This window comes from Pseudocnuella soli (genome assembly GCF_004347775.1).
GTDB classification, from domain to species: Bacteria; Bacteroidota; Bacteroidia; order Chitinophagales; family Chitinophagaceae; genus Flavisolibacter; species Flavisolibacter aquaticus.
In genome coordinates this window covers 3,534,686-3,554,911 of record NZ_CP037755.1, presented here as the reverse complement: position 1 = coordinate 3,554,911, position 20,226 = coordinate 3,534,686, and the positions used below count along the sequence as shown (strand labels likewise).

Sequence of the window (20,226 nt, the reverse complement as noted above, 5' to 3'; positions counted from 1 at the left end):
AAACGAACTAAATGAAATGGCGCTTCAGTTTACCGGCATTGATGCTTTTTGTATGTGGTTGTTGCAGTACATTGATTGCCCAACAAACCTCAAACCAGCCACAAGGTTTTAATAAAAAGGAGCAAAGCATTGTGGCTATTTCCGCATTAACGGCGAAAGGCTATTTGCAACCTTTACAAACTGAGCTGGCCAATGGACTGGCTGCCGGTTTAACCATTAATGAAATCAAAGAAGTGTTGGTGCACTTGTCGGCTTATTGTGGGTTTCCGCGCAGCCTTCAGGGACTCAATACCTTGATAACCGTAGTGGATAACCGAAAAGCACAAGGCTTCAGGGATGTACAGGGAAGAGAGCCCTCTCCAGTCAACAAGGAAGGCAGTAAATACGATGTGGGAAAGGCGAACCTGGAAGCCTTGAGTGGCCAGCCCGAAAGATACCCGAAAACGGGATATGCCGCTTTTGCACCGGTAATCGATACGTTTTTAAAAGAACACCTATTTGCCGATATTTTTAACCGCGATGTGCTGGATTACAGGCAGCGGGAGTTGGCCACCATTGCCGCCCTCACAGCACTTGGCGGTGTGGAACCCATGTTGCAGGGGCACCTGCGCATAGCCCTGTACCTGGGCGTAACCGAGCTTGAATTGCAACAAATATTTTCTATACTTGAAGTAAGGCTGGGTAAGGATGAAGCAGATGGAGGCCGCAGGGTTCTATCCACCATTGCAAATGTTGCCGTGACAAAAGGGCCTGACAGCACAAGAAACAGCAATCACCTTTTTGCAAAAGGAGTTCAAGCCCCCGCCAACAACTTCACCGGTACCGCATGGGTAAATATGATGGTAACAACCGCCGATGGGTTTAATATCACTGTTGGTTCAGTAACCTTTGAAGCCGGTGCCCGTACAGCTTGGCACCGTCACCCGAAAGGGCAGATTTTAATTATCACTGAAGGGCAGGGTTATTACCAGGAGCGGGGCCAACCTAAACGGATCATGCAAAAGGGGGATGTGATAAAATGCCCTGCAGGGATAGAACATTGGCATGGAGCTTCGCATTTAAATCAAGTTACCCATATTGCAATCGGTCCGAATGCGGAGAAAGGCAGTGCTATATGGTTGGAAAAGGTAACTGACCAGGATTATGGTATTTCACGATAGCTTGGGAAAATCTCATTGGCATAAACCAGTATCCTAATTTGTGCAATGTTTCAGTTTAAGCCATGTTTGTATTTACATATACCGATTCCTGTTTTATAATTATTGATGTCAACCGGCTATATCATGGTCGCTCTTACATGGATTTTGGTTTTAGTATTTTATCGATTCAGGCCCCGAATGTCTACAGTGCCGATAAAATGACAAAATATTATCGTACGTATTGAGGGCATTAATGTTTGCCCCTGCCGGTGATTCTAAGGGGCAAGGGCAAACAAAGTATTTTACTTGGTAACGACACCTCGGCTACCCAGGTCTTTTATGATCAGGTGGATCACATATTGCTTCATGGTCAATTCCTCTTCCAACAATAGCCGCCTCATAGCCTTGTGCAGCTTTACGGGCATGTCCAAGGAGGTCCGGACTTCATTTTCTATTTCTTCAAGGTGAACTGGTGTTGCCTGTTTGTTTTGTTTGGTTGAACTTTTGGTGTTTTCTGGTCCGGTAACCGGATGTTCGATGTAGATGCTTTTTGCCATGTTGTTTATTTTGATTCTGAATATTCGCCTTGCTTTTTCTGTGCACCTTTAACCCAGGTAAAGTCGTTGCGAGCCTATGTGCATGTTTATTTGGTGTTGGTCTATATTATGGTCCTCGGTAAGGGTTTAGGGTACATAATTTGGTGTCTTCGGCACTAACCTTGGGGGTTAAAATAACCTCATAAGTTAATATCTATTAGTAGTTGTTTTTCAGGGTTTTGGGCTAAGATTTTTCCATTATTACTCTATTTGTTTTTATGGATTACTGGAAGTTATTGGCGAAATTGTGTCACCAATAAATCCCAATCCTATGCACACCGCAATTCCTGCTGGAAAGCCTATACCAGGCTTCCATGAAAAGTATTTTGTTAACCATTATGGCCAAGTTTACAGGCCGATGAAAAAGGGCTCCATCTTGCCTGTTCATACCCGTATTGATCGTGCAGGGTACATCACCGTCCGGCTTTTCAAAGAGGGTAAAACCTATACAAAATTTGTCCATCGTTTAGTAGCCGAGGCTTATATCCACAACCCCTTCAATAAGTGTTGCGTCAACCACCTAAATGGTGTCAAAACCGATAACAGGGTAGAGAACCTGGCCTGGGTCAACCATTCGGAAAATATCCAACATGCTTACGACACTGGCCTCCTGTCAGCACCGGGGAAAAGAAAGGTTGAGGATCTGTGCTCGGGTCAAAAGTTTTCGAGCATAAAGGAGGCCGCTGATTACAACCAAATTCCTTACTCCACCTGTAAGAATTTCCTTAGCGGTCGGTATCCAAACCCTACCTGTTTGTCATATTCAAAGACCTATTGATCATGGGCATCGCCCTTTGACCTTTAAGTACAGGTTACTTCAATTTTAGAGGTCGGGGTATTCCTCGGCCTGTAGGGAAATACCAAGGCTTCTTAGGTACCGCAGGGTTACGGTAAGTGAGCTATGACCCATGGCCTGCTGCACTTTGAAGGGGTCTTTTGTTTTTTCATATACAGCAACAGCACCCGAATGCCGGAAACTGTAAAGTGTTTGGCCTTCCTGCAGTTGAAAGTGTTTCGGAAAATTTTTCTTTTCTCTCGTCCATGAAGTTTTAAAATAATCCTCGTTAACGGGTTTGGCCGCAAAGCCGATAAGGAAATGGTCCGGGGCCAAATCAGGTACGCGAAAGTTTACCAGCGCTTGGGTTACGTATTTTGGAAGCCCGACGATCCTTATCCTTTTGCTTTTGTTTTCCGTTCCACTCAGGGTGATTGTGGTGCATTCTTTATTTAGGTGTCTGCGTTGCAGCAGGCGTATTTCCCGGTGGGGGCGGAGAAAGCACCCATACATGATCAGCGAACATAGGTATAGATGTGGATGGTGAACTTCCAGGTAAGAAAGCAGTCCTTTAAGCTGTGTAGGAGGGAAGGCTACATTAAGAATGTGTACTTCTTTTTTCCGAATTGTCTTGTGGACGGGATTCTCCGCGATCATTCCATCATTAACCATGCGGGAAATAAGTCCAGCAAGTGTCCGGCGCTTGGTCATATAGTAAGCTGCGGAGCTGGAGTAGCGCGATAGGAAGTGTTGCAAGTGATGGGGGGCAAGTTCGTTGACCGGCAAATTCTTTAAACCTTCCTTATCGAGAAAATCCCGAAGCTCATTTGATATAATTGTAAGGTCCTCCCTGTACCGGTTGCTGATGTCTTCTTTTTTAATCTTTTCGGTAATTACTGAAGTGCACCGGTAAATGGTGAAACTGCTAAACTGGTTGCCTGAATTTTCTAAAGTGGTGGGGTTCCAGCCTTTTTCCAGCCGCTTTTTAATTTCAAACTGCAATAATTTCAACAGCCGTGCTCTTTCAGTGGGGTTTTTTGATTCATTCGGGAAGCAATTTATACCCAGGGCTTTCCCTGTATAAAATCGAAAGCGTTGACCACAGAAAAATACTTTTACGTAGGACCTTGATTTTGCATCCTTGCCGTGGACGATTACTGGATCGGTATACATCTGAAAAGTTTAAGGTGACGCGAATACCGACGCGCAGAAGGGCATGATTAGCGAAGATGTAGTACTGTAGCGGCTTTCAGGTGTCCTCGCGTCGGATTGTGGTTCCGAAGGTCGCGGGTTCGACCCCCGTCATTCACCCCAAGAGGCCCTGCAGCAATGCGGGGCTTTTTGTTGGGGGTGAGGGCTGAATATCAATAACATAGAAGCGAAAAAGAGCTGTGCGAAAGTTAAAGATAGCGTAAGTGCAACGGAAAGATAAAGGCAAAAAACGTTGCAGGTATTCGATTTTGGAGCACTTCTTGGCGCATCTGTTGGCGCATTGAAGACTTTGCCTGATGATTCAGACGCGGAGTGTTACCACTTCTTTCATCGTTATCGTATAGCAGCTTGAAAATTCCTTTCTGCCGCAACTTCGCGTTCAGAATATAACCTTGCCATCTATCCTTAGAGGTTGCTTTCACACCCGAATTATTTGTAACATGAATGGCATCGGCTACAGTACCGCTACGCATTTGCAAGCCCCCTTGCCAAATAGGTTTTGATAAACCCGTTATCGTGGTACTCTATTGATACCATAGTGTCAGCACTTTACAACGTTGGCGTTGTTTGTGCATGCCGTTCCATGCGGGCGATGCACAAGCGATAATCACCCATGTGTTTTAGTTCGCAAACCTCCAAGAGGTAGTGAAGGGGGCTGTACGTTGGTTATCCTGCTCCGTGAACAGTCTTATTTCAAAAGCTGCCCATATAGCATATATACAACAGCAGTTAGCAGTGAACGCATCATGCTTTGTTGTCTTGACCCTTTCCAAAGTCTTCCAGGATTGGCAGCGGTGACCCGAACTCTTGGGAATATTTATATTTTGTTTCGCCGGTACCACTTTTACCAGCGTTGAGCGGCCTGCTTTTTTATCATTTGTACAATGGCCGTCGATTGCACATTCTACCTTTAGAACCGTACGCGCCACCCAATAGTCAGTCTGAAAGAAGGTGATCTTTTTATCGAAACAAACAATCGGTAGATATGGACCAAAAACTAAAAAGTGAACGCCGCCGCCTCTTGGTAAATTTTGAAAAGGTACTGGAAGGCCCGATGATTTTCCTGGGGTTCGTCTGGCTGGTGCTTTTGATCATTGAACTAATCTGGGCGTTACCCAAAGCACTGGAATATTTGAGCCTGGTGATATGGGCACTATTCATTATCGATTTTCTGATTAAGTTGGTGCTGGCACCCGAGAAAGTAAGATTCCTGAAGAAAAACTGGTTGACCGCAATCTCTTTGCTGGTGCCTGCACTACGGGTACTTCGGGCTTTTCGGTTTGTGCGGGTGTTGCGCGGGCTACGAGGTATTAGGTTGTTCCGGATTGTGTCTTCGCTTAATAGGAGCATGAACAGCCTTGCTGCAACAATGCAACGCCGGGCATTCGGTTATATCTTTTTACTTACCGTGATTGTAACATTGGCAGGGGCAGCTGGCATGTATGCCCTGGAGCGAAATACGGAAGGGTTCGGGTCTTTTGGTTTGTCGCTATGGTGGTCGGCCATGCGGGTGATTACTGCCGGTAGTGGTGCTGAGCCCGTAACTCCCGAGGGCAGGGTATTGGCATTTCTGCTTGCCCTTTTCGGCTACACTATTTTCGGTTACGTAACTGCCACATTTGCTTCGTTCTTTATCGGTCGTGATGCAGAGGAGGAGGATACTGCCGTTGCTGGAGTACACGATCTGAAGCAGTTGCAAAACGAAATTGGGGAACTTAAAACTTTGATCCGGGAATTAAAACAAAAAGGGGAGTAAAGGCGCAAATCATTGCTTTGAACCAGCATCATCAATATCTTCTTTCCGGTTGGCCGCATTTTTCAGGTCAGCAAGAACTTCAATTGGCCCCGCGTCGTTGTATAGTTTAATTTCTCGTATTTCCGTGGGCAAATAAAAGCCGTTGCTTTCCAGAGTTGCTTTTACGTTTTTTATCAGCCTGCTTCTTGTTTCCAACATGCCCCTGCGGAAGTCGTCAGTTTTCACCCCAAAGAGCACTTTTATATTTACGGCGCTGGCAGCCAGTTCGTCAACTACGGAGAAGTTGACGTGCTGTTCGTCATGTACCATGCCTTCGGTGTTGTCCAGGCATTGTGCTATCAGCGCTCTTGCAGCTTCAATATCGTCTTCGTAGGCGATGCCAATAATAAAATCTGCTCTGAAGTATCCATCCTCAGTGTAGTTGTACACCGGCTTTTTAAGCACGTCTCCATTAGGTATGTAGACATTGCGGCCGTCGAATGTGGTAATTTTAGTATAACGGAACTCCATTTCTTTAACCTTCCCAAAGATCTCTTCAATTTTCACTGTGTCGTTTACGCGAAAGGGCCGGTTAAAGGCCAATATGGTCCCCGCAAGGAAATTTTCTGCAATGTCCTTAAACGCAAAGCCTAATACTACTGCCGATGCGCCAAAAGTGGCCATAAGTGCGCCTGCTATACCACTCAGCCCTGCCGCATGAAGCGAAAGCAGGAACACCAGCACTAACAATACTACTTTGATACCTTGTGCCAGAAAGCCACTTAAAAGTTGATCATGTGCTTTTCGTTTAAGCCTGCCACCAACCAGTTATGTGAGCCAGTTCGCAATAAGGATACCCAGCACGAAAATGAGCATCCCCATTGCCAGTCTTGGCAAGGCATCAAGGAGGGCATAAAAGTAACCGGTGAACCTTTTTGAAATATCGTTCATACCAGGTGCTATTTATTTTGATAAAATACCTCGCTGCAAATCTTCCTTAGTGATTAGGCCGGTACAATGCATCCTGCATCAGGCGTTCCACAACAGCGTAGTGCTCTTTCTTCGGCAATTGGTGCAGCAGGTGATACATCGAGCTGCGCACAATCGGATCTTCTTTGCCGTAATGCCATATAGGTAAAAGCGTATCGGCTACCAATTCTTCAACCGTTCTTACTGCAAGCACTACCCGTAACACGCCAGCTTCATCAAAAAAGTTGCTCTTAGGGTGGTGGGTTATCCGCCATTGAAGTAGAATGGCAATTGATTGCATGCTTTCTACGGCAGTACCAGGATCATTGATGCCGGGACTGAGTGCCTTCACGGCAATTTCCATGAGTTGTCTAAAGCCATAATGGTAGTTGGCAGCCGTGGATTGCCCTTCTTCTAAGTCAATAAAATTGTGGAGCGGGTGGTCGTAAAGGTTGTTTTCGCCCACCGTATCTGCTCCGGTCAGTTTAACATAGCCGGTGCCTTGTAGTACGAATGTGCCTAAAGGATGTAACAGGGTGGCGCACCAGCCATGTTTACTACAAAAGGCAACAAGCTCATTCAGCTGTACCCTTTGTATAAACCCCGATCTTGGTGCCGGTAAAACAATGCCCATGCCCACCGCAATAGGCGTTTCTTCATTTTCAGCAGTACAGGTTTTTGCCATCGAGGCCATTGTTTGGTGCCTGATGCGATGGATGATTGTTTCGTACTTAACCGACTGCGTGACGTAGTGCAAGAAGTAGATAAAAAAGAAAATATCAAAGATGGTGATTGCAATGAGCAGGTACGTGCTGAGGGCTGGAACAAATATACCCTGGTCTACATCACGTATGGTACTAAGGAGGAACAGCGCATACACGATGGAACCGATGTAAAAACCTAATACCGACTGCTGAAAGCGGTTGCCGATCAACTGATCCAAAGTACGGTTGCTCAAATTGGAGGCTGTTTGGTTCAAAATGATCATCACCATGGAAAAGGAGAAAACGGACAGTGAAATTATGCCGGCTGCGATGGCTGAAATAATACTTCTTGCAGTATCTGCATCGCGAAGGCTTAGCCAGTGCAGTCTACTTTTAACCGCTTTACCCCATTCCGACGCATCTGTGTACACCATACCAAGCGATAGCGCAAAAAATAGCAAAGCGATGACTGCCGGTAAAAAGGCGATGCTACCGGTAATTCGTAAATACTTTTCTCGAAACCATTTGGAAGTGCGTAAAATCACAAGGCAAGTGGGGTTGGGCAACAAGGAATTTATCAGAAAGCGAAACGGCACTTATGGTGATTGTATATATATGCCGCTTCGCTATTGGCGTGCCACCAGATAACTGGTACAGTAAAGGCTTATTACCCAGCCATGCGGCGGCATTCCTCGGCGCAGGCGCGGCAGGCCTGTGCACATTGCTGGCAGTGGTCGTGCTGGTGCTGGCCGCATTCGGCGGCGCAAGCCTCACATGCGTCAGCGCAAAGCCGGCACAACTCTTTTGCACGGTCGCTTCCCAGGCTCATCAACTGCGCCGCGGCATAGCAAAGAGTTGCGCATTCCATATCCAGCTGAATGCATTTGGCCATCATGTGCAGGTGCTCTTCCTGCAGGCAGGAGCTGGCGCAATTCTGGCAGGCGGAGGCGCAACGCAAACAGGCATCGATACAGTTTTGGTATTGTTGATAGTTGCTTTGCATAAGCGAAATTTTAGGGGTTATTGAAACAACCGTTGCACAATAACCGAACCAGCCGACCAATTGTGCTCCAAAATCCGAAAGATGAATTGTTTTTCCATTGCGCTGAAGAGGCAGGTTATAGAACACTCATGATGTTTTTAAAATCGGCCAAACGGCAGCTGCGCTGCTAACCTGCAGCAGTGCACAGCTGTGGCTCGATGAGGAAGGCAACTTGAAAGACGGTAGGAGCGGGGTTGGTGCAGTTCTTTCTGTGGGGCAGTGTTTGGGTGGTGCTCACCTTGCTGCGTAAGGACTAAGACAAGTGGGCAGGTGTAGCAGCCTGCCCCTTTTCATTCCTGCGCATGCAGGCTCTTCAGCGTATGAACTTAGAGATAAAGAGGTAACAAGTTTAGCAATCGATAAAAGTAATGGTGACCAAAAAGTTTGTTTTGCGCAGCTGGTTGGCGAGGTAGCATCGATGGCCGGTTTTTTGTTTACACAGTTCCTTAGGCTTTTCCAGGTTGGAATCCCACTTAACTATGTAAATATGAAAACGCCGTTACTCTTCGCCTTTTGCCTTTTGTTTACGTTCTATGTGGAGGCGCAACACGAGGGGCACGAACATAAACCGGACACGGTAAAAAAAGCAGCACCTGCTGCGCAGCAAAAACAAGCGGGTGATACAACCAAACCCAAAGCGGCCACCGACAGCCATTCGGGGCATCCTGCAGCAACGGGCACTCCGCAAAACATGGCATCACACGATGGAGCCCACGGCCACGGAGGCCATGACGGTCATAACATGTCGCATGCTTTTTCACGTAACCTTCCTATGACCCGTAACGGATCGGGTACAGCCTGGCTGCCCGACAATTCGCCCATGTTTGGCTATATGTTTCATACACCCAAGTGGATGTACATGGTGCATGGCAACACCTTTTTGCGCTACAACAAGCAGGACCTGTTTGACCGAGGCAGCAGGGGTGGAACCAAATGGGATGCACCTAATATGTGGATGTTTATGGGGCAGCGGGCCGTGGGCCGGCGCGGCCTGTTTCATTTCAGCTCCATGATTTCACTGGATCCGCTGACTGTTGGCGCAGCAGGCTACCCGTTGTTGTTCCAAACCGGCGAAAGCTACAAAGGCGCACCGCTGATCGACAAGCAGCACCCACACGATTTGTTTTCTGAGTTGTCGGTAAGTTATGCCCACGCACTATCAGATCGGTCAGATGTATTCGTCTACCTTGGTTATCCCGGGGAGCCTGCATTGGGGCCCGCAGCTTATGTGCACCGGCCTTCGGGTTTTATGAACCCCGATGCGCCACTTACACATCACTGGGTTGATGCTACACACATAACTTTCGGCGTAGCCACGGTCGGCATTAGATACGGCGATTTTAAAATTGAAGGTTCTGCTTTTACCGGCCGGGAACCCGACGAGGACCGGTATGATTTCGACAAGCCGCGTTTTGATTCTTGGAGCGGTAGGCTATCGTTTAACCCCAACGAACAATGGGCGATGCAGGTGTCGCATGGGTTTATCAAACAACCCGAATTATTACACCCAGGCGAAGATGTAAACCGGAGCACAGCATCGGTGCAATATAGTACAAGGGGCTATGGCGAATCGTTTACCAACGTTACGGCGCTGTGGGGCATGAATAAAACAAAGGGCCATGCCGGTGAACACGGCGTTTTGCTGGAAGCATCACGCCAGCAGCGCAAAACTGCAGTATACGGACGCTACGAATTTGTTCAAAAGTCAACTGAAGAACTGGGCCTGAACGAGCAGGAGTTTGGCCACGATGCGCTTTTTCCAATACATGCCGTTACCGGTGGTGCCAGCTATGACCTGTTTTCGATCGGGCAAACCAAGTTTGCACTGGGCGGGCAGTTGTCTTTTTTTACGCCAGATAAAAAGCTGACCCAATTGTATGGCGATAATCCCGTTTCGGGTCAGGTTTACCTGCGGGTGTATCCACGGGCAATGGGTAAAAAATCAGGTGCACTGTACCTGCCGTATTAATTAACCGCCTAAACTATTTTTGTTAGTCTTTAGTTATTGCGTCCAGGGTTGACCATGCACCGCCGTTGTACGCTTCAATTCCGGCAGAACGCAACAGTGTACTGGCAATGTTGCTGCGGTTTCCGCTGTGGCAAACAGTAACGATTGGTTTTTTCCATTTGCGGATTGCTTCTGTTTTAGTGGCTATTTCATTGAGCGGAATATTTTTCGAACCGGCCACATGGCCGCTTTGGAATTCAGACGGCGTACGCACATCCAGCACAATGGCTCCGGCCTGCAACGCCTGCACTATTTCCATATTCCTGTTATCGTCTTTAAACATGTTTTTCAAAAATGACAACATGATTTGTGTTTTAATTGTAAAAGATTATTGGTGTCAATCCTGTTGCATTTCTCTAAAGCAATAGCTTGTAGTTGTTTTCCACTTTTTCCGCTTTTTCAGAGTTGACAGAACGAAATTGTTATTTAGTGTGCAGTGATTTCGTGACACAGGTCACGGCGGTGTGTTTTATTTAAAAGAAAAGCAATGCCATAAGAAGAGAACCTGTTGCGGCTGGATTGTTGATCCCACCGGAAGGGCTCATCGCGGCGATGGATTTGCAACAAAATGCCTCCACTGGAGTTGCGTTGTCGGTCCAAATTAAAATAAAGCAGTGCCCGTGACAAAAGTCACGGTGCAGAAAAAAAAGTTATATGATCTTGCAACAGAATCGAGGCGCGGTTATTTGCAATCGGAAGAAAGGTTGTGGCGCAAAGTGGTGTAAACATTTTGCTTTTATTCGCTTTAGCGGACACAACTATTGACCGATTATGACAAAGCATTCGTACTGTAATTTTCCGGTAAAAAAATATTTCAAAATCGCTTCTACAAGCAGTTAGTTTTGGTTGACGCCCCTTGTTTCTACAGGGGGCTTTTTATTGCGTGACACCGGTCACGGTTTGCCCAATTGGACACTTTTAATTTTAATGAAACCTCATTTATGACAACGATTCAATTAACTACACAGGAGTTCAGGGATAAAATTTTTGACTATCAAGTAGAGCAGGACTGGCAGTACAAAGGCACCCTGCCAGCCATCATTGACTTTTACGCCGATTGGTGCGGTCCCTGTAAAATGGTGGCCCCGGTGCTCGAAGAATTGGCTGCGAAATACAAGGATCAAATCGTGATTTATAAAGTTGACACAGAAAAGGAACAGGAGTTGTCGGCTGTGTCTGGCATCCAAAGCATTCCTACTTTTTTGTTCATCCCCGTTGATGGCGACCCGATGATGCAGCCCGGTGCGCTGCCTAAAAAAGTGTTTGAACAGGTGATTGAAGAAAGGCTGTTGCAGAAGGCGAAAGTGTGATTTGGTTAGGCATGTGTGAATTAAAAAGCCCTCGGTTGAGGGCTTTTTAATTTTTGGTGTAATACATTTTTTCTACAAATCCATGTCATTATCAGCAATGCTATTCATTTACAAATAACCTAAGTTGTAAAGCTCAATTTCGTGACTCAAAACAAAGTGGTCACTACAGCAAGCTTTTCAACTGTTTGACAAATGAAGCACTGTTATATTTCGCAAGGCCTTCATGGCGAAACACTACATTACCATCCTTATCCAGGATCAGGGTTGTAGGCAAAGTGCCGCTGAAGATTTGAGCGGGCACTTGTCCGGTATTGGTCATTAACGGCAGGCTGTAACTTTTCTTTTGTAAAAACGCTTTTGCTTTTTGTACATCTGCATCTTCATTAATGAACAGGAATACCAGTCGATCATCATCGCGGAACTGTTGGTACAGGTCATTCAGTGAAGGCATTTCGGCAATGCACGGCGGGCACCATGTGGCCCAGAAATTAATAAACACAACTTTGCCTTTTAAGTCGGCTGTGGTACGCATGATGCCTGTTGCATCCTGGAAGGCGAATGCAGTGGCAACAGCAGGTTGGTTGGGCGTTGCTGCTTCTTGTTCTATTTGTGCCCGGAACAAGCCCACTTCCATTAGCTGGCGCAAGAACCAGCCCTTGGCCGTAGGATTAAAGAGCAAAAAAAGCAAGGCGCCGTAAAAAAATATATTGCCCAATATCCTGAGCCATTTCTTTTTATTTTGTTGTTCGTTCATGATATGATGCTTTTTTTCTGCGTCATTTCTTTGGCGCAATCGTTGTACCTTCTTTCACTTCTTCGCTGCCTTTGAACAACACTTGTTCGCCAGCATCCAGGTTGCCAAAAACCTCCGTCAACGTGTCATTTGTAACACCCAGCTGCACGGGTACCCGCTTTATTTTATTGGCTTCGTTTTTTACCAGAAAAATACCCGATTGGGCCTGCACCACGCTGCTTGCCGGCACCCACAAAGTTGGCTGTTTCCGCTGCAACTGCACTGATACTTTTGCATACTGTCCTGAGCGAAGTTCTTTGCCGCTATTATTAATGTCAAATTCGGCAAGCACCGATTTGGTGCGGGTATCCAACGCACCGCTATTACGGGAAAGGGTAGCCGTAAATGTTCTGCCCGGGTAATCAACCAGGGTGAATGTAGCTTTCGTTTCATTAGCCAACGCCTGCGCCTGTTTTTCGGGGATGGCCACCTCCAACCGAAGTTTGGTTTCCTGCGTGAGTTGGAACAGCGGACTGCCTTGCATGCCGCCTTCACCAACCAATGCGCCTTCGGAAACAAAGCGGTCTGTAACTACGCCGGAAAAAGGTGCCGTGATGCGCAGGTACGCCTGCATTTGCCTACTGGCAGCAGCTTCCGACCGGCTGCTGTGATAAGCTGCGCTGTCGCCGAGATATTGCGCATAGGCCCGTTCGAGTTCGATGGTCGCTACGGCACCGGCCTTTTTAGCTGCATCCTGCAAGCGCAGGTACGATTGTTTGCTGAATAGAAACTTCTGGTAGGCACCAGAAGAAGTCGAGTTCCTCGCAGCATATTGTGCGCCAACCTCCGGTGCTTCCAATTGCGCCAGCAATTGTCCTTTGCGAACATAGCTTCCACGATCTACATAGATTCTTTTTACAAAGCCTTTCGCCTTTGGGTAAATGCTCACCGTTTCGTACGGCTTTAGCTCACCCGGCAGGGTAATGGTGAATTGAGGCTGGTCATGTTTGACGGTAGCCCATTTGAAAGCGGGTTCATTTTCTTTATTCGCTTTAGTTGTCGCTGGCTGTTCGTCATTATCTGAACAGCTGGAGGCGATAAAAGCAATCAGAAAAAAGGCAAGAATATTTCGGCTATGCATGCGTGTGATTTTTAGTTGTGGATGAAATGAATGGTTCGTGAGGGGCATAAACACTTTCCCGATCATCAGGGTCAAGCGAGTGACTTTTATGGCCTGCGCCCCGGCGCACCCACACAAATAGATGCGGCAGCACCAGCAGTGTAGTGAGTGTAGACATGATGAGCCCGCCAATTACCGACTGGCCCAGCGGGGCTACCTGTTCACCGCCGTCGCCAAGCCCTGCCGCCATCGGAATCATGCCCGCAATCATAGCGAGGGTGGTCATGATGATGGGGCGTAGGCGTGAAGAAGCGGCACCAATTGCAGCAATACCTACATCGATGTGGCCTTTGTACCGGCTTCGTTCGGCCTGGTCGGCCAAAAGGAACGCATTGGAAACCGAAACGCCTACCGACATAATGATGCCCATGTACGATTGCGAATTGAGTGTACTGCCAAACGCCAACAGCATCAGCAAGCTGCCGGCAATTACCGCAGGGATAACGGATAGAATCATTGCCGAAAGTGCGAATGACTGGTAGTATGCCGCCAACATTAAAAAGATGACCACAATGGCAATGAGCAGCCCGGTCTTTAGTCCATCTAAAGTTTCTGCGAGTAGTTGTAGCTGCCCCTGTATGAAAACAAACACGCCTTTTGGTTGCTCGCCTGCATTTGCGAAAGCTTTGTCAACAGCTTTTGCAGCAGCGCCCAAATCTGTGTTATGTACGTTGGCAGCGATGGTTACAAAGCGGTTTGCTCCCTGCCGGTTTACCTGGCCCGGTTCTTCACCAATAGAAATGGCTGCAACATCATCCAGTATGGGTCGTGCTTGGCCCGCTTTCAGCGGCAGCATTTTCAGGTCTTCCACTGCCTGCATTTGTGCTTCGGGTACCTGCACCTGCACCTGGAAGATCAGGCCCGACTTTGGATCGCGCCACAATGTTTTGTTCACAAAACGGGTGGAAGAAGTAGCCATTGTTAGCACCCCGGTTACGTCCTGCATCGTCAGTCCAAACTGCGCTGCCCGTTCCCGGTCTACATTGATTTGCACACTGGGATAGTGCACCGGTTCTTCAATACGTACATCACGGAAAAAAGGCACACCTTTTAATTCGGCTTCAATCTTTTTGGCGTAACCTTCAGCGCCTGCCAGTTGTCCTGCAGCCACCCGAATTTGTACCGGTGTGTTGGTGCCCTGACTCATTATTTTTTCTACCAGTTCAATGGGCTCAAACGACAGTTGCAACTCAGGGTGTTCTTCCGCCACCCGCTGCCGGATCTTTTCTTTAAAAGCCGAAAGGGAAACAGGTAGTGATTTTTTGTCTACAGAAACCTGCAGCACGGCTTCCTGCGGGCCGCTGGTAAATAAAAAGATCGGGTTGATGGCGGTGCCTGATGGCTGTGTACCAACATAAGCCGAAGAAATATTGATGCCCTTTTCGCCGGCTTCTTCGGCAATGATGTTGGTGACCTTGTGCAGGTAGTCTTCTGTTTTCTCGATTCGGGTACCGGCAGGTGCCACAATACGCAACTGCACATCACCTGTGCCGCTTGAGGGCATAATGTCGGTGCCGATCGACGCGAAGCCGGTTGCAGCCAAAGCCATCACAACAACTACATATACGGCCACAACCGTTTTTTTCTTTTGTTGCAATGAGCGGCTTAGTGCAAGGTATTTTATTTTAAACCGGTCAAAACGGGTAGTTGCCTTTTTGCCATTATTACTGTGCACATGCGGTTTGATTTGCATCAACCAATTGGCCAGTACCGGTACAAATGTTTGCGAAAAAAGAAACGAAGCGATCATTGCAAAACCAACCGCCAGCGATAAGGGCAGGAACATGTCTTTTCGAATACCCGCCATCAGGAAGGAGGGTATCAGCACCGAAATAATACACAGGAGGATCAACAATTTCGGAATCGATATTTCAAGCAATGCATCCAAAATAGCCCGCGACTTTTCTTTTCTTTTTTCAAAATGCTGGTGAATGTTTTCCATCGTTACCGTGGCTTCATCCACCAGTATACCAATGGCCAGTGCAAGCCCGCTTAGCGTCATGATGTTAATGGTTTGCCCAACGGCATACAGCAGCAATACCGCTAACAAAATAGAGATGGGAATAGTGAGCACTACAATCAGGGCGCCGCGGCGGTCGCCCAAAAAAAGCAACACCACCAGGCCTGTAAGAATGGCGCCCAGTATGCCTTCATGCACCAGGTTGGAAATGGACCGTTCGATGTATACTGACTGATCAAACACATAGTTGATCCCTACATCATCGGGAAGGCTTTCTTTCAACATGGGCAGTGCGCCTTTAAGGTTTTCAACAACCTTTAATGTAGAGGCATCCGCTTTTTTAATCACCGGCAGGTATACCGACCGCTTGCCATTGATGACCGCATATCCCGTAGTGATATCCGCAGCATCTTCAACCGTAGCAATATCCCTGATGGAAACAATGGCCGCGCCTTCAGTTTTTACCGGAAGCGACAAAAACTCCTCCGGTCCTTTAACCATTGAGTTGACCGGGCTCATGTAATTTTTATCACCAATGCGGATGTTGCCGGCCGGTGAGGGCAGGTTGTTTTTTGCAATGGCCGCCATTACTTGTTCCTGCGAAAGCCCGTACGATTGCATCAACTCCGGATTGACCTTGACCACGATCGACCGCACATTGCTGCCGAATGGCGCAGGAGCCGTAATGCCCGGAATGGACACAAACTGCGGCCTGATGCGGGTCATGACCAGGTTTTGAATTTCGGAAATGGAACGTTTGTCGCTTTCAAAAACCAGTTGGCCAATGGGCAACGCACTGCCATCAAAACGCACCACCTGCGGCGGCACGGCGCCGGGCGGCAAGAAGCCCATGGCACGGGAAACCTGCGTGGAAACTTCGGCAGCTGCCTGCGCCATATCGGTGCCGGCATAAAAAGAAAGTTTCATCAGCGTGAAGCCTTGTATGCTTTTAAACTCGATGTCTTTGATGCCGCTGACAAACACCAGCACTTTCTGAAACTCGTTGGCCATAAAACCATCCATGTAGGCAGGCGTTAAACCACCATATGGCATGGCGAGGGCCGCTGCCAACTTTTGTTGCTGTTCGTGCCAACCCGAAAGAGCTGCTGCATACTGTGCGCCCAATTCTATTGTAGCGGCTTCTTTTTCCGCTTTAGCGATGGCAATGGTGCGGTTGGCTACTGCCTGCTTTGTGCGGTTTTAATACAGCGATGAAAAGTTCCAGATCAATCCAATACCGGCGAGGTAAGTGCCTGATGCATTTTGCCACGGAGCGCCGATGTTTTTGTGCATGGTGCCATCCGCAGCAATACCGGAACCTTTGAGGCCCACACCGGCCAACAAACTAACAGTGGGATACACTTCTTTTTTTACCAAGGCCTGCCCCGCTTCAGCGCCCCTAATTTCTTTATCCAAAACCTGCAGGTAAGGATGTTGCTGCACTGCATCGCTAGTGCTGATCGACGTTTGTGCTAACTGGTGAAATGCAGTTGTGTCTAATGAAAACGCAGCGCTGCTTTCACCCATTAATGCGCCCAGTTGCTCCAAGGCTTTGCGCCGTTCGGCAATGTGGTCATGTTCGGCGGCCTTCGATTGCAAATAAGATGCTTTCAGCAACAGCGTATCGGCGCCGGGCCGTAAACCTGCAGATGCCTGCGCCTGCACCAACTCCAGAAGTGTTGCAAAGCGGCGTGTATCGGCCTGGGCAACTTTCAATGCGGCAGTGGTGGCAAGTGTTGCAACATATAATTTACTTGCCGCAACGAGTAGTTTCCACTCTTCCTGTTTCAGCATCGCGTTGCTCCAATCAATAGCGGCATCGGCGGCTTCCATTGCTTTTTGCCTGCGGCCAAATTGGAGAAAATTCCATTGCAACACCGCTGATGTATTGAGGTTGGCGCCAGCGGTTGCGGCTGCCTGCGGTTTGTTGCCGCCAGTGGTGGTAAACAAGCCGGGTAAAGGGAAAAATGAACCCGGTATATTTTTTACAGATCCATAGATGTGTTGCGCCTGTACTGATATATCAGGTAAAAAGGCCTGCCTGGTTAAATCCTTTTTCAAGGCCTGTACTTCGATGGCTTCTTTCCGAGCTGTGAAAGAAGGGTAGTGCTGTAATACCCGGTGCCAAACATCGGGCAACGTGTAGGTAGTTTTTTGGGAAAAAGCGGTATGTGTGCCCAGCAACAAGGATACTGCTGCCGAAGCCAATATTTTAAACTTCATTTTCTTTCGAGGTAAGTGAAATAAGGAACCAATGCGGCCGGTGGCCACAGGTTGTAACATTCCAATACAAAAAAGAAAATGAGTTTAAATAAGCAAGCGGCGGTGCTGCAAAAAGAGGGGAAGTAGGGATGGAGCAGAACTAATAGCGGTTTGAATAGCTTCGTCGGTTCCGCTTAAAAAATACTGAATCGCAAAGCCAGCCTGGCGGTCCAAGTCGGCAACAAAATCGGCTGCTGGCAATTCCTGTTTGTTATCATGGAGTTGTACCAGCGTGATTTTCTGCTTTTGCCCGCAACAAACATTGTGCTGCACCACTGCAGCAGTTTGTTCTGCACATTGCCGTTTGATGGTTTTTTGTGCATTGGTCTGCACGCCGGTTTCAGCCCGCAGCAGGCGTTTGAAGGGACAGGAAACAACCAGCATCAAAACAGCCAACAGCAACACCAGGGCTGACCTGCCCCTTTATGTTGCCCATGCCGTTCTGTTACTGCCGTTGTTCATAACGTGCAAAGAAAAGAAAGCTCCACGGCAATAATTGACGGTGCAGTTTAATCAAATGTTAAGAAGAGCATAGTTGGTGATGCAGATTGCCGTAAAAAAAATATTTCTAAAAAATATCCTGTTCGGCTTGCATGATAAAAAGTATCATCGTAATATTGCGATATAGTTGTTATGGGAATTACCAAATCTGAAATATTTACCAAGGAGCAAAACAAGCTGGCAACAATGCTCAAGGCCATTGCGCATCCGGCACGCATCGCCATTTTGCAACACCTGATCAAAGCCGATGCCTGCATTTGCGGCGACCTTGTGGAGGAACTGGGCTTGGCGCAGGCAACCATTTCGCAGCACCTGAAGGAATTGAAAAATGCTGGCATCATCCAAGGCACAGTAGAAGGTGCAAGTGTGTGTTACTGCATTAATCCAAAAGTGTGGCAGCAGTATAAAAAAGAACTGGACGCATTGTTTGATTCGTACAAAGGCAGCACCGGCTGCTGTTGATTTTTTTTGCCTTAAATCATCGTGATATTACGATAAATTAAAAACATACAATCATGAATCAGGACAACTTGCTCAAAGAAATTGTTCGGGAGAAATACTCCGAAATAGCCACGCAAGACAGGACAACCAACGCTGCATCGTGCTGCGGCTCTGGCGGATGCAGTACCGAAGTGTACAACATCATGGCCGATGACTACACGAAACTTGAAGGCTACAATGGCGATGCGGACCTTGGCCTTGGATGCGGCCTGCCTACGGAGTTTGCCAAAATAAAAAAAGGTGACGTGGTGATTGACCTGGGCTCGGGTGCCGGCAACGATTGTTTTGTTGCCCGCCACCAAACCGGCGAAGGCGGCAAAGTGATTGGTATTGATTTTACACCGGCGATGATTGAAAAGGCAAGGGCAAATGCGGAAAAACTGGGTTACCACAACGTGGAGTTTCGGCAGGGCGATATTGAAAAGATGCCGGTAACGGCCAATGTTGCCGATGTAATTGTCAGCAACTGTGTGCTCAACCTGGTACCGAACAAAGATGGCGTGATCAAAGAAATATACCGGGTGCTGAAGCCTGGCGGCCATTTCTCCATCTCCGATATTGTGCTGGAAGGCGAGCTGCCCAGAGGCATTAAAGAAGCTGCTGAAATGTATGCCGGTTGCGTTGCCGGTGCTATTCAAAAACAAGCTTATCTCGACCTGATATCGGCCAATGGTTTTGAAAACATCACCGTTCAAAAAGACAAACTGATTGCTGTGCCCGATGATATTTTGCTGCAACACCTTTCGCCGGAAGAACTCTTTTTGTTTAAGCAATCAGGCACCGGTATCAGGAGCGTAACAGTGTATGCCGAAAAGCCACTGAACGATACCAAAACTTGCGGCGGTCCTGATTGCTGCAGTTGATCAACCGTCGACCATTTACCACAACAAACCTTTAAAACAAATAAAAATGAAACCAAACACAAACCAAACCGACGTCAATACAATTGAATGCTGCCCCAGCTCCTGCAAAACGATTTATGAGGTAGCAGGCATAGCCATTGTAAACAATTATCGCTGCGGCCAGCGGCCATTTTCTGTGTCGGATATGTGGAATATCCAGCGCAGCAAAAAAGATGTGTCGCGTACAACCGGATTGCTGTAAGCTATTGAAAAAAATCAAGATAATTTTATGGAGCTCATTAACGCAACCCCGCAACAGCGGCCCGCAATTATTTCTTTGTTGCAGTCGCAAAAGCTGCCCACAGAAGATTTGCCGCAAGTGCTTGATGGATTTTTTACAGCAACAGCAGATGGAAATGTTGTGGGCATTATTGGCCTGGAGCGGTATGGGCCGTATGGCCTGTTGCGTTCAATGGTTGTTCATCCTGAATACAGGAGTCAGGGCATTGCAGAACGCCTGGTGGCTACGCTGGAAAACTATGCGGCTGCTAACGGAGTTGCCGACATTTTTTTACTTACTGAAACTGCGGCGGGATATTTTTCAAAGAAAGCTTATGCAAATGTGGAGCGAAGCAGTGTCCCTGCTGAAGTGCAGGCGTCGTCAGAGTTTAGCCATGTATGCCCGGCAAGTGCAGCGGTGATGGTAAAAAAGATGAACGTAAACGTTTACATAGCGCCATAAAAATTTCAAACAAAA

At 47.5% G+C, this 20,226-nt stretch carries 21 protein-coding genes and 1 tRNA gene; 10 read left to right on the top strand and 12 right to left on the bottom strand.

Going from position 1 to position 20,226, the window contains the following annotated elements; genetic code table 11:
* Nucleotides 1-11 precede the first annotated feature (11 nt).
* Nucleotides 12-1,160 carry a (R)-mandelonitrile lyase gene (locus EPD17_RS14600; RefSeq protein ID WP_132055347.1) on the top strand — a complete coding sequence of 383 codons (1,149 nt, stop codon included), beginning with the start codon at nucleotides 12-14 and terminating at the stop codon, nucleotides 1,158-1,160.
* Nucleotides 1,161-1,441: 281 nt separating this feature from the next.
* Here the strand turns inward: EPD17_RS14600 and EPD17_RS14595 are convergent, their stop codons facing one another.
* A complete protein-coding gene (locus EPD17_RS14595) occupies nucleotides 1,442-1,696 on the bottom strand; it encodes a hypothetical protein (RefSeq protein ID WP_132055345.1) in 255 nt (84 codons plus the stop codon).
* Nucleotides 1,697-2,006: 310 nt separating this feature from the next.
* On the opposite strand from EPD17_RS14595, the gene EPD17_RS14590 reads away from it, so the two are divergent.
* A complete protein-coding gene (locus EPD17_RS14590; RefSeq protein WP_204743166.1) occupies nucleotides 2,007-2,513 on the top strand; it encodes an HNH endonuclease signature motif containing protein in 507 nt (168 codons plus the stop codon).
* A gap of 45 nt (nucleotides 2,514-2,558) precedes the next feature.
* Here the strand turns inward: EPD17_RS14590 and EPD17_RS14585 are convergent, their stop codons facing one another.
* Nucleotides 2,559-3,683, bottom strand: coding sequence for a tyrosine-type recombinase/integrase (locus EPD17_RS14585; protein WP_132055343.1), 1,125 nt, complete (start codon nucleotides 3,681-3,683; stop codon nucleotides 2,559-2,561).
* Between the two features lie 65 nt (nucleotides 3,684-3,748).
* On the opposite strand from EPD17_RS14585, the gene EPD17_RS19995 reads away from it, so the two are divergent.
* Together EPD17_RS19995 and EPD17_RS14580 are read left to right on the top strand one after the other, a co-directional pair.
* A tRNA-His gene (locus EPD17_RS19995) sits at nucleotides 3,749-3,819 on the top strand.
* Between the two features lie 888 nt (nucleotides 3,820-4,707).
* Nucleotides 4,708-5,478 carry a potassium channel family protein gene (locus EPD17_RS14580; protein ID WP_114233607.1) on the top strand — a complete coding sequence of 257 codons (771 nt, stop codon included), beginning with the start codon at nucleotides 4,708-4,710 and terminating at the stop codon, nucleotides 5,476-5,478.
* A 9-nt stretch (nucleotides 5,479-5,487) separates the two neighbouring features.
* On the opposite strand, the gene EPD17_RS14575 is transcribed toward EPD17_RS14580, so the two are convergent.
* From EPD17_RS14575 to EPD17_RS20255, 4 genes are all read right to left on the bottom strand, one after another.
* Nucleotides 5,488-6,201, bottom strand: a complete 714-nt coding sequence (locus EPD17_RS14575; protein ID WP_240040799.1) for a mechanosensitive ion channel family protein — start codon at nucleotides 6,199-6,201, stop codon at nucleotides 5,488-5,490.
* An 84-nt stretch (nucleotides 6,202-6,285) separates the two neighbouring features.
* Complete coding sequence (locus EPD17_RS20335) at nucleotides 6,286-6,408, bottom strand: hypothetical protein (protein WP_262707867.1); 123 nt, start codon at nucleotides 6,406-6,408, stop codon at nucleotides 6,286-6,288.
* Between the two features lie 46 nt (nucleotides 6,409-6,454).
* Nucleotides 6,455-7,675 (bottom strand): DUF2254 domain-containing protein, encoded by a 1,221-nt coding sequence (locus tag EPD17_RS14570; protein WP_132055339.1) that lies wholly within the window; start codon nucleotides 7,673-7,675, stop codon nucleotides 6,455-6,457.
* 122 nt (nucleotides 7,676-7,797) lie between these two features.
* Nucleotides 7,798-7,959: a four-helix bundle copper-binding protein gene (locus EPD17_RS20255; RefSeq protein ID WP_240040798.1), complete on the bottom strand. Its 162-nt coding sequence runs from the start codon at nucleotides 7,957-7,959 to the stop codon at nucleotides 7,798-7,800.
* A 700-nt stretch (nucleotides 7,960-8,659) separates the two neighbouring features.
* Between EPD17_RS20255 and EPD17_RS14560 the strand changes: the two genes are divergently transcribed.
* Complete coding sequence (locus EPD17_RS14560) at nucleotides 8,660-10,141, top strand: hypothetical protein (RefSeq protein ID WP_132055337.1); 1,482 nt, start codon at nucleotides 8,660-8,662, stop codon at nucleotides 10,139-10,141.
* Between the two features lie 22 nt (nucleotides 10,142-10,163).
* Here EPD17_RS14560 and EPD17_RS14555 read toward each other — a convergent pair whose 3' ends face one another.
* Nucleotides 10,164-10,484, bottom strand: a complete 321-nt coding sequence (locus tag EPD17_RS14555; RefSeq protein WP_132055335.1) for a rhodanese-like domain-containing protein — start codon at nucleotides 10,482-10,484, stop codon at nucleotides 10,164-10,166.
* 637 nt (nucleotides 10,485-11,121) lie between these two features.
* On the opposite strand from EPD17_RS14555, the gene trxA reads away from it, so the two are divergent.
* The gene (trxA, locus tag EPD17_RS14550; protein ID WP_132055333.1) at nucleotides 11,122-11,490 is read left to right on the top strand and encodes a thioredoxin; all 369 of its coding nucleotides are present in this window, start codon (nucleotides 11,122-11,124) and stop codon (nucleotides 11,488-11,490) included.
* Nucleotides 11,491-11,653: 163 nt separating this feature from the next.
* Here trxA and EPD17_RS14545 read toward each other — a convergent pair whose 3' ends face one another.
* The 5 genes from EPD17_RS14545 to EPD17_RS14525 form a co-directional block, all read right to left on the bottom strand.
* Entirely contained in the window at nucleotides 11,654-12,244 is a 591-nt protein-coding gene (locus EPD17_RS14545; protein ID WP_132055331.1) for a TlpA family protein disulfide reductase, read from the bottom strand.
* A 22-nt stretch (nucleotides 12,245-12,266) separates the two neighbouring features.
* A complete protein-coding gene (locus EPD17_RS14540) occupies nucleotides 12,267-13,364 on the bottom strand; it encodes an efflux RND transporter periplasmic adaptor subunit (RefSeq protein ID WP_165929619.1) in 1,098 nt (365 codons plus the stop codon).
* Entirely contained in the window at nucleotides 13,357-16,434 is a 3,078-nt protein-coding gene (locus EPD17_RS14535; protein WP_240040634.1) for an efflux RND transporter permease subunit, read from the bottom strand. The genes EPD17_RS14540 and EPD17_RS14535 overlap by 8 nt, the downstream gene beginning before the upstream one ends.
* Nucleotides 16,435-16,563: 129 nt before the next feature.
* Nucleotides 16,564-17,586, bottom strand: coding sequence for a TolC family protein (locus tag EPD17_RS14530; protein WP_165929618.1), 1,023 nt, complete (start codon nucleotides 17,584-17,586; stop codon nucleotides 16,564-16,566).
* Between the two features lie 84 nt (nucleotides 17,587-17,670).
* Nucleotides 17,671-18,021 carry a hypothetical protein gene (locus EPD17_RS14525; protein ID WP_132055325.1) on the bottom strand — a complete coding sequence of 117 codons (351 nt, stop codon included), beginning with the start codon at nucleotides 18,019-18,021 and terminating at the stop codon, nucleotides 17,671-17,673.
* A gap of 237 nt (nucleotides 18,022-18,258) precedes the next feature.
* Between EPD17_RS14525 and EPD17_RS14520 the strand changes: the two genes are divergently transcribed.
* From EPD17_RS14520 to arsN2, 4 genes are read left to right on the top strand one after another with little or no spacing between them, the layout of a single operon-like run.
* Complete coding sequence (locus tag EPD17_RS14520) at nucleotides 18,259-18,588, top strand: ArsR/SmtB family transcription factor (protein ID WP_132055323.1); 330 nt, start codon at nucleotides 18,259-18,261, stop codon at nucleotides 18,586-18,588.
* Nucleotides 18,589-18,641: 53 nt separating this feature from the next.
* Nucleotides 18,642-19,490, top strand: a complete 849-nt coding sequence (locus EPD17_RS14515) for an arsenite methyltransferase (RefSeq protein WP_132055321.1) — start codon at nucleotides 18,642-18,644, stop codon at nucleotides 19,488-19,490.
* Nucleotides 19,491-19,536: 46 nt separating this feature from the next.
* Nucleotides 19,537-19,731, top strand: coding sequence for a hypothetical protein (locus tag EPD17_RS14510; RefSeq protein WP_132055319.1), 195 nt, complete (start codon nucleotides 19,537-19,539; stop codon nucleotides 19,729-19,731).
* A gap of 27 nt (nucleotides 19,732-19,758) precedes the next feature.
* The gene (gene arsN2 / locus EPD17_RS14505; RefSeq protein WP_114233619.1) at nucleotides 19,759-20,211 is read left to right on the top strand and encodes an arsenic resistance N-acetyltransferase ArsN2; all 453 of its coding nucleotides are present in this window, start codon (nucleotides 19,759-19,761) and stop codon (nucleotides 20,209-20,211) included.
* The last annotated feature ends 15 nt before the right edge of the window (nucleotides 20,212-20,226 follow it).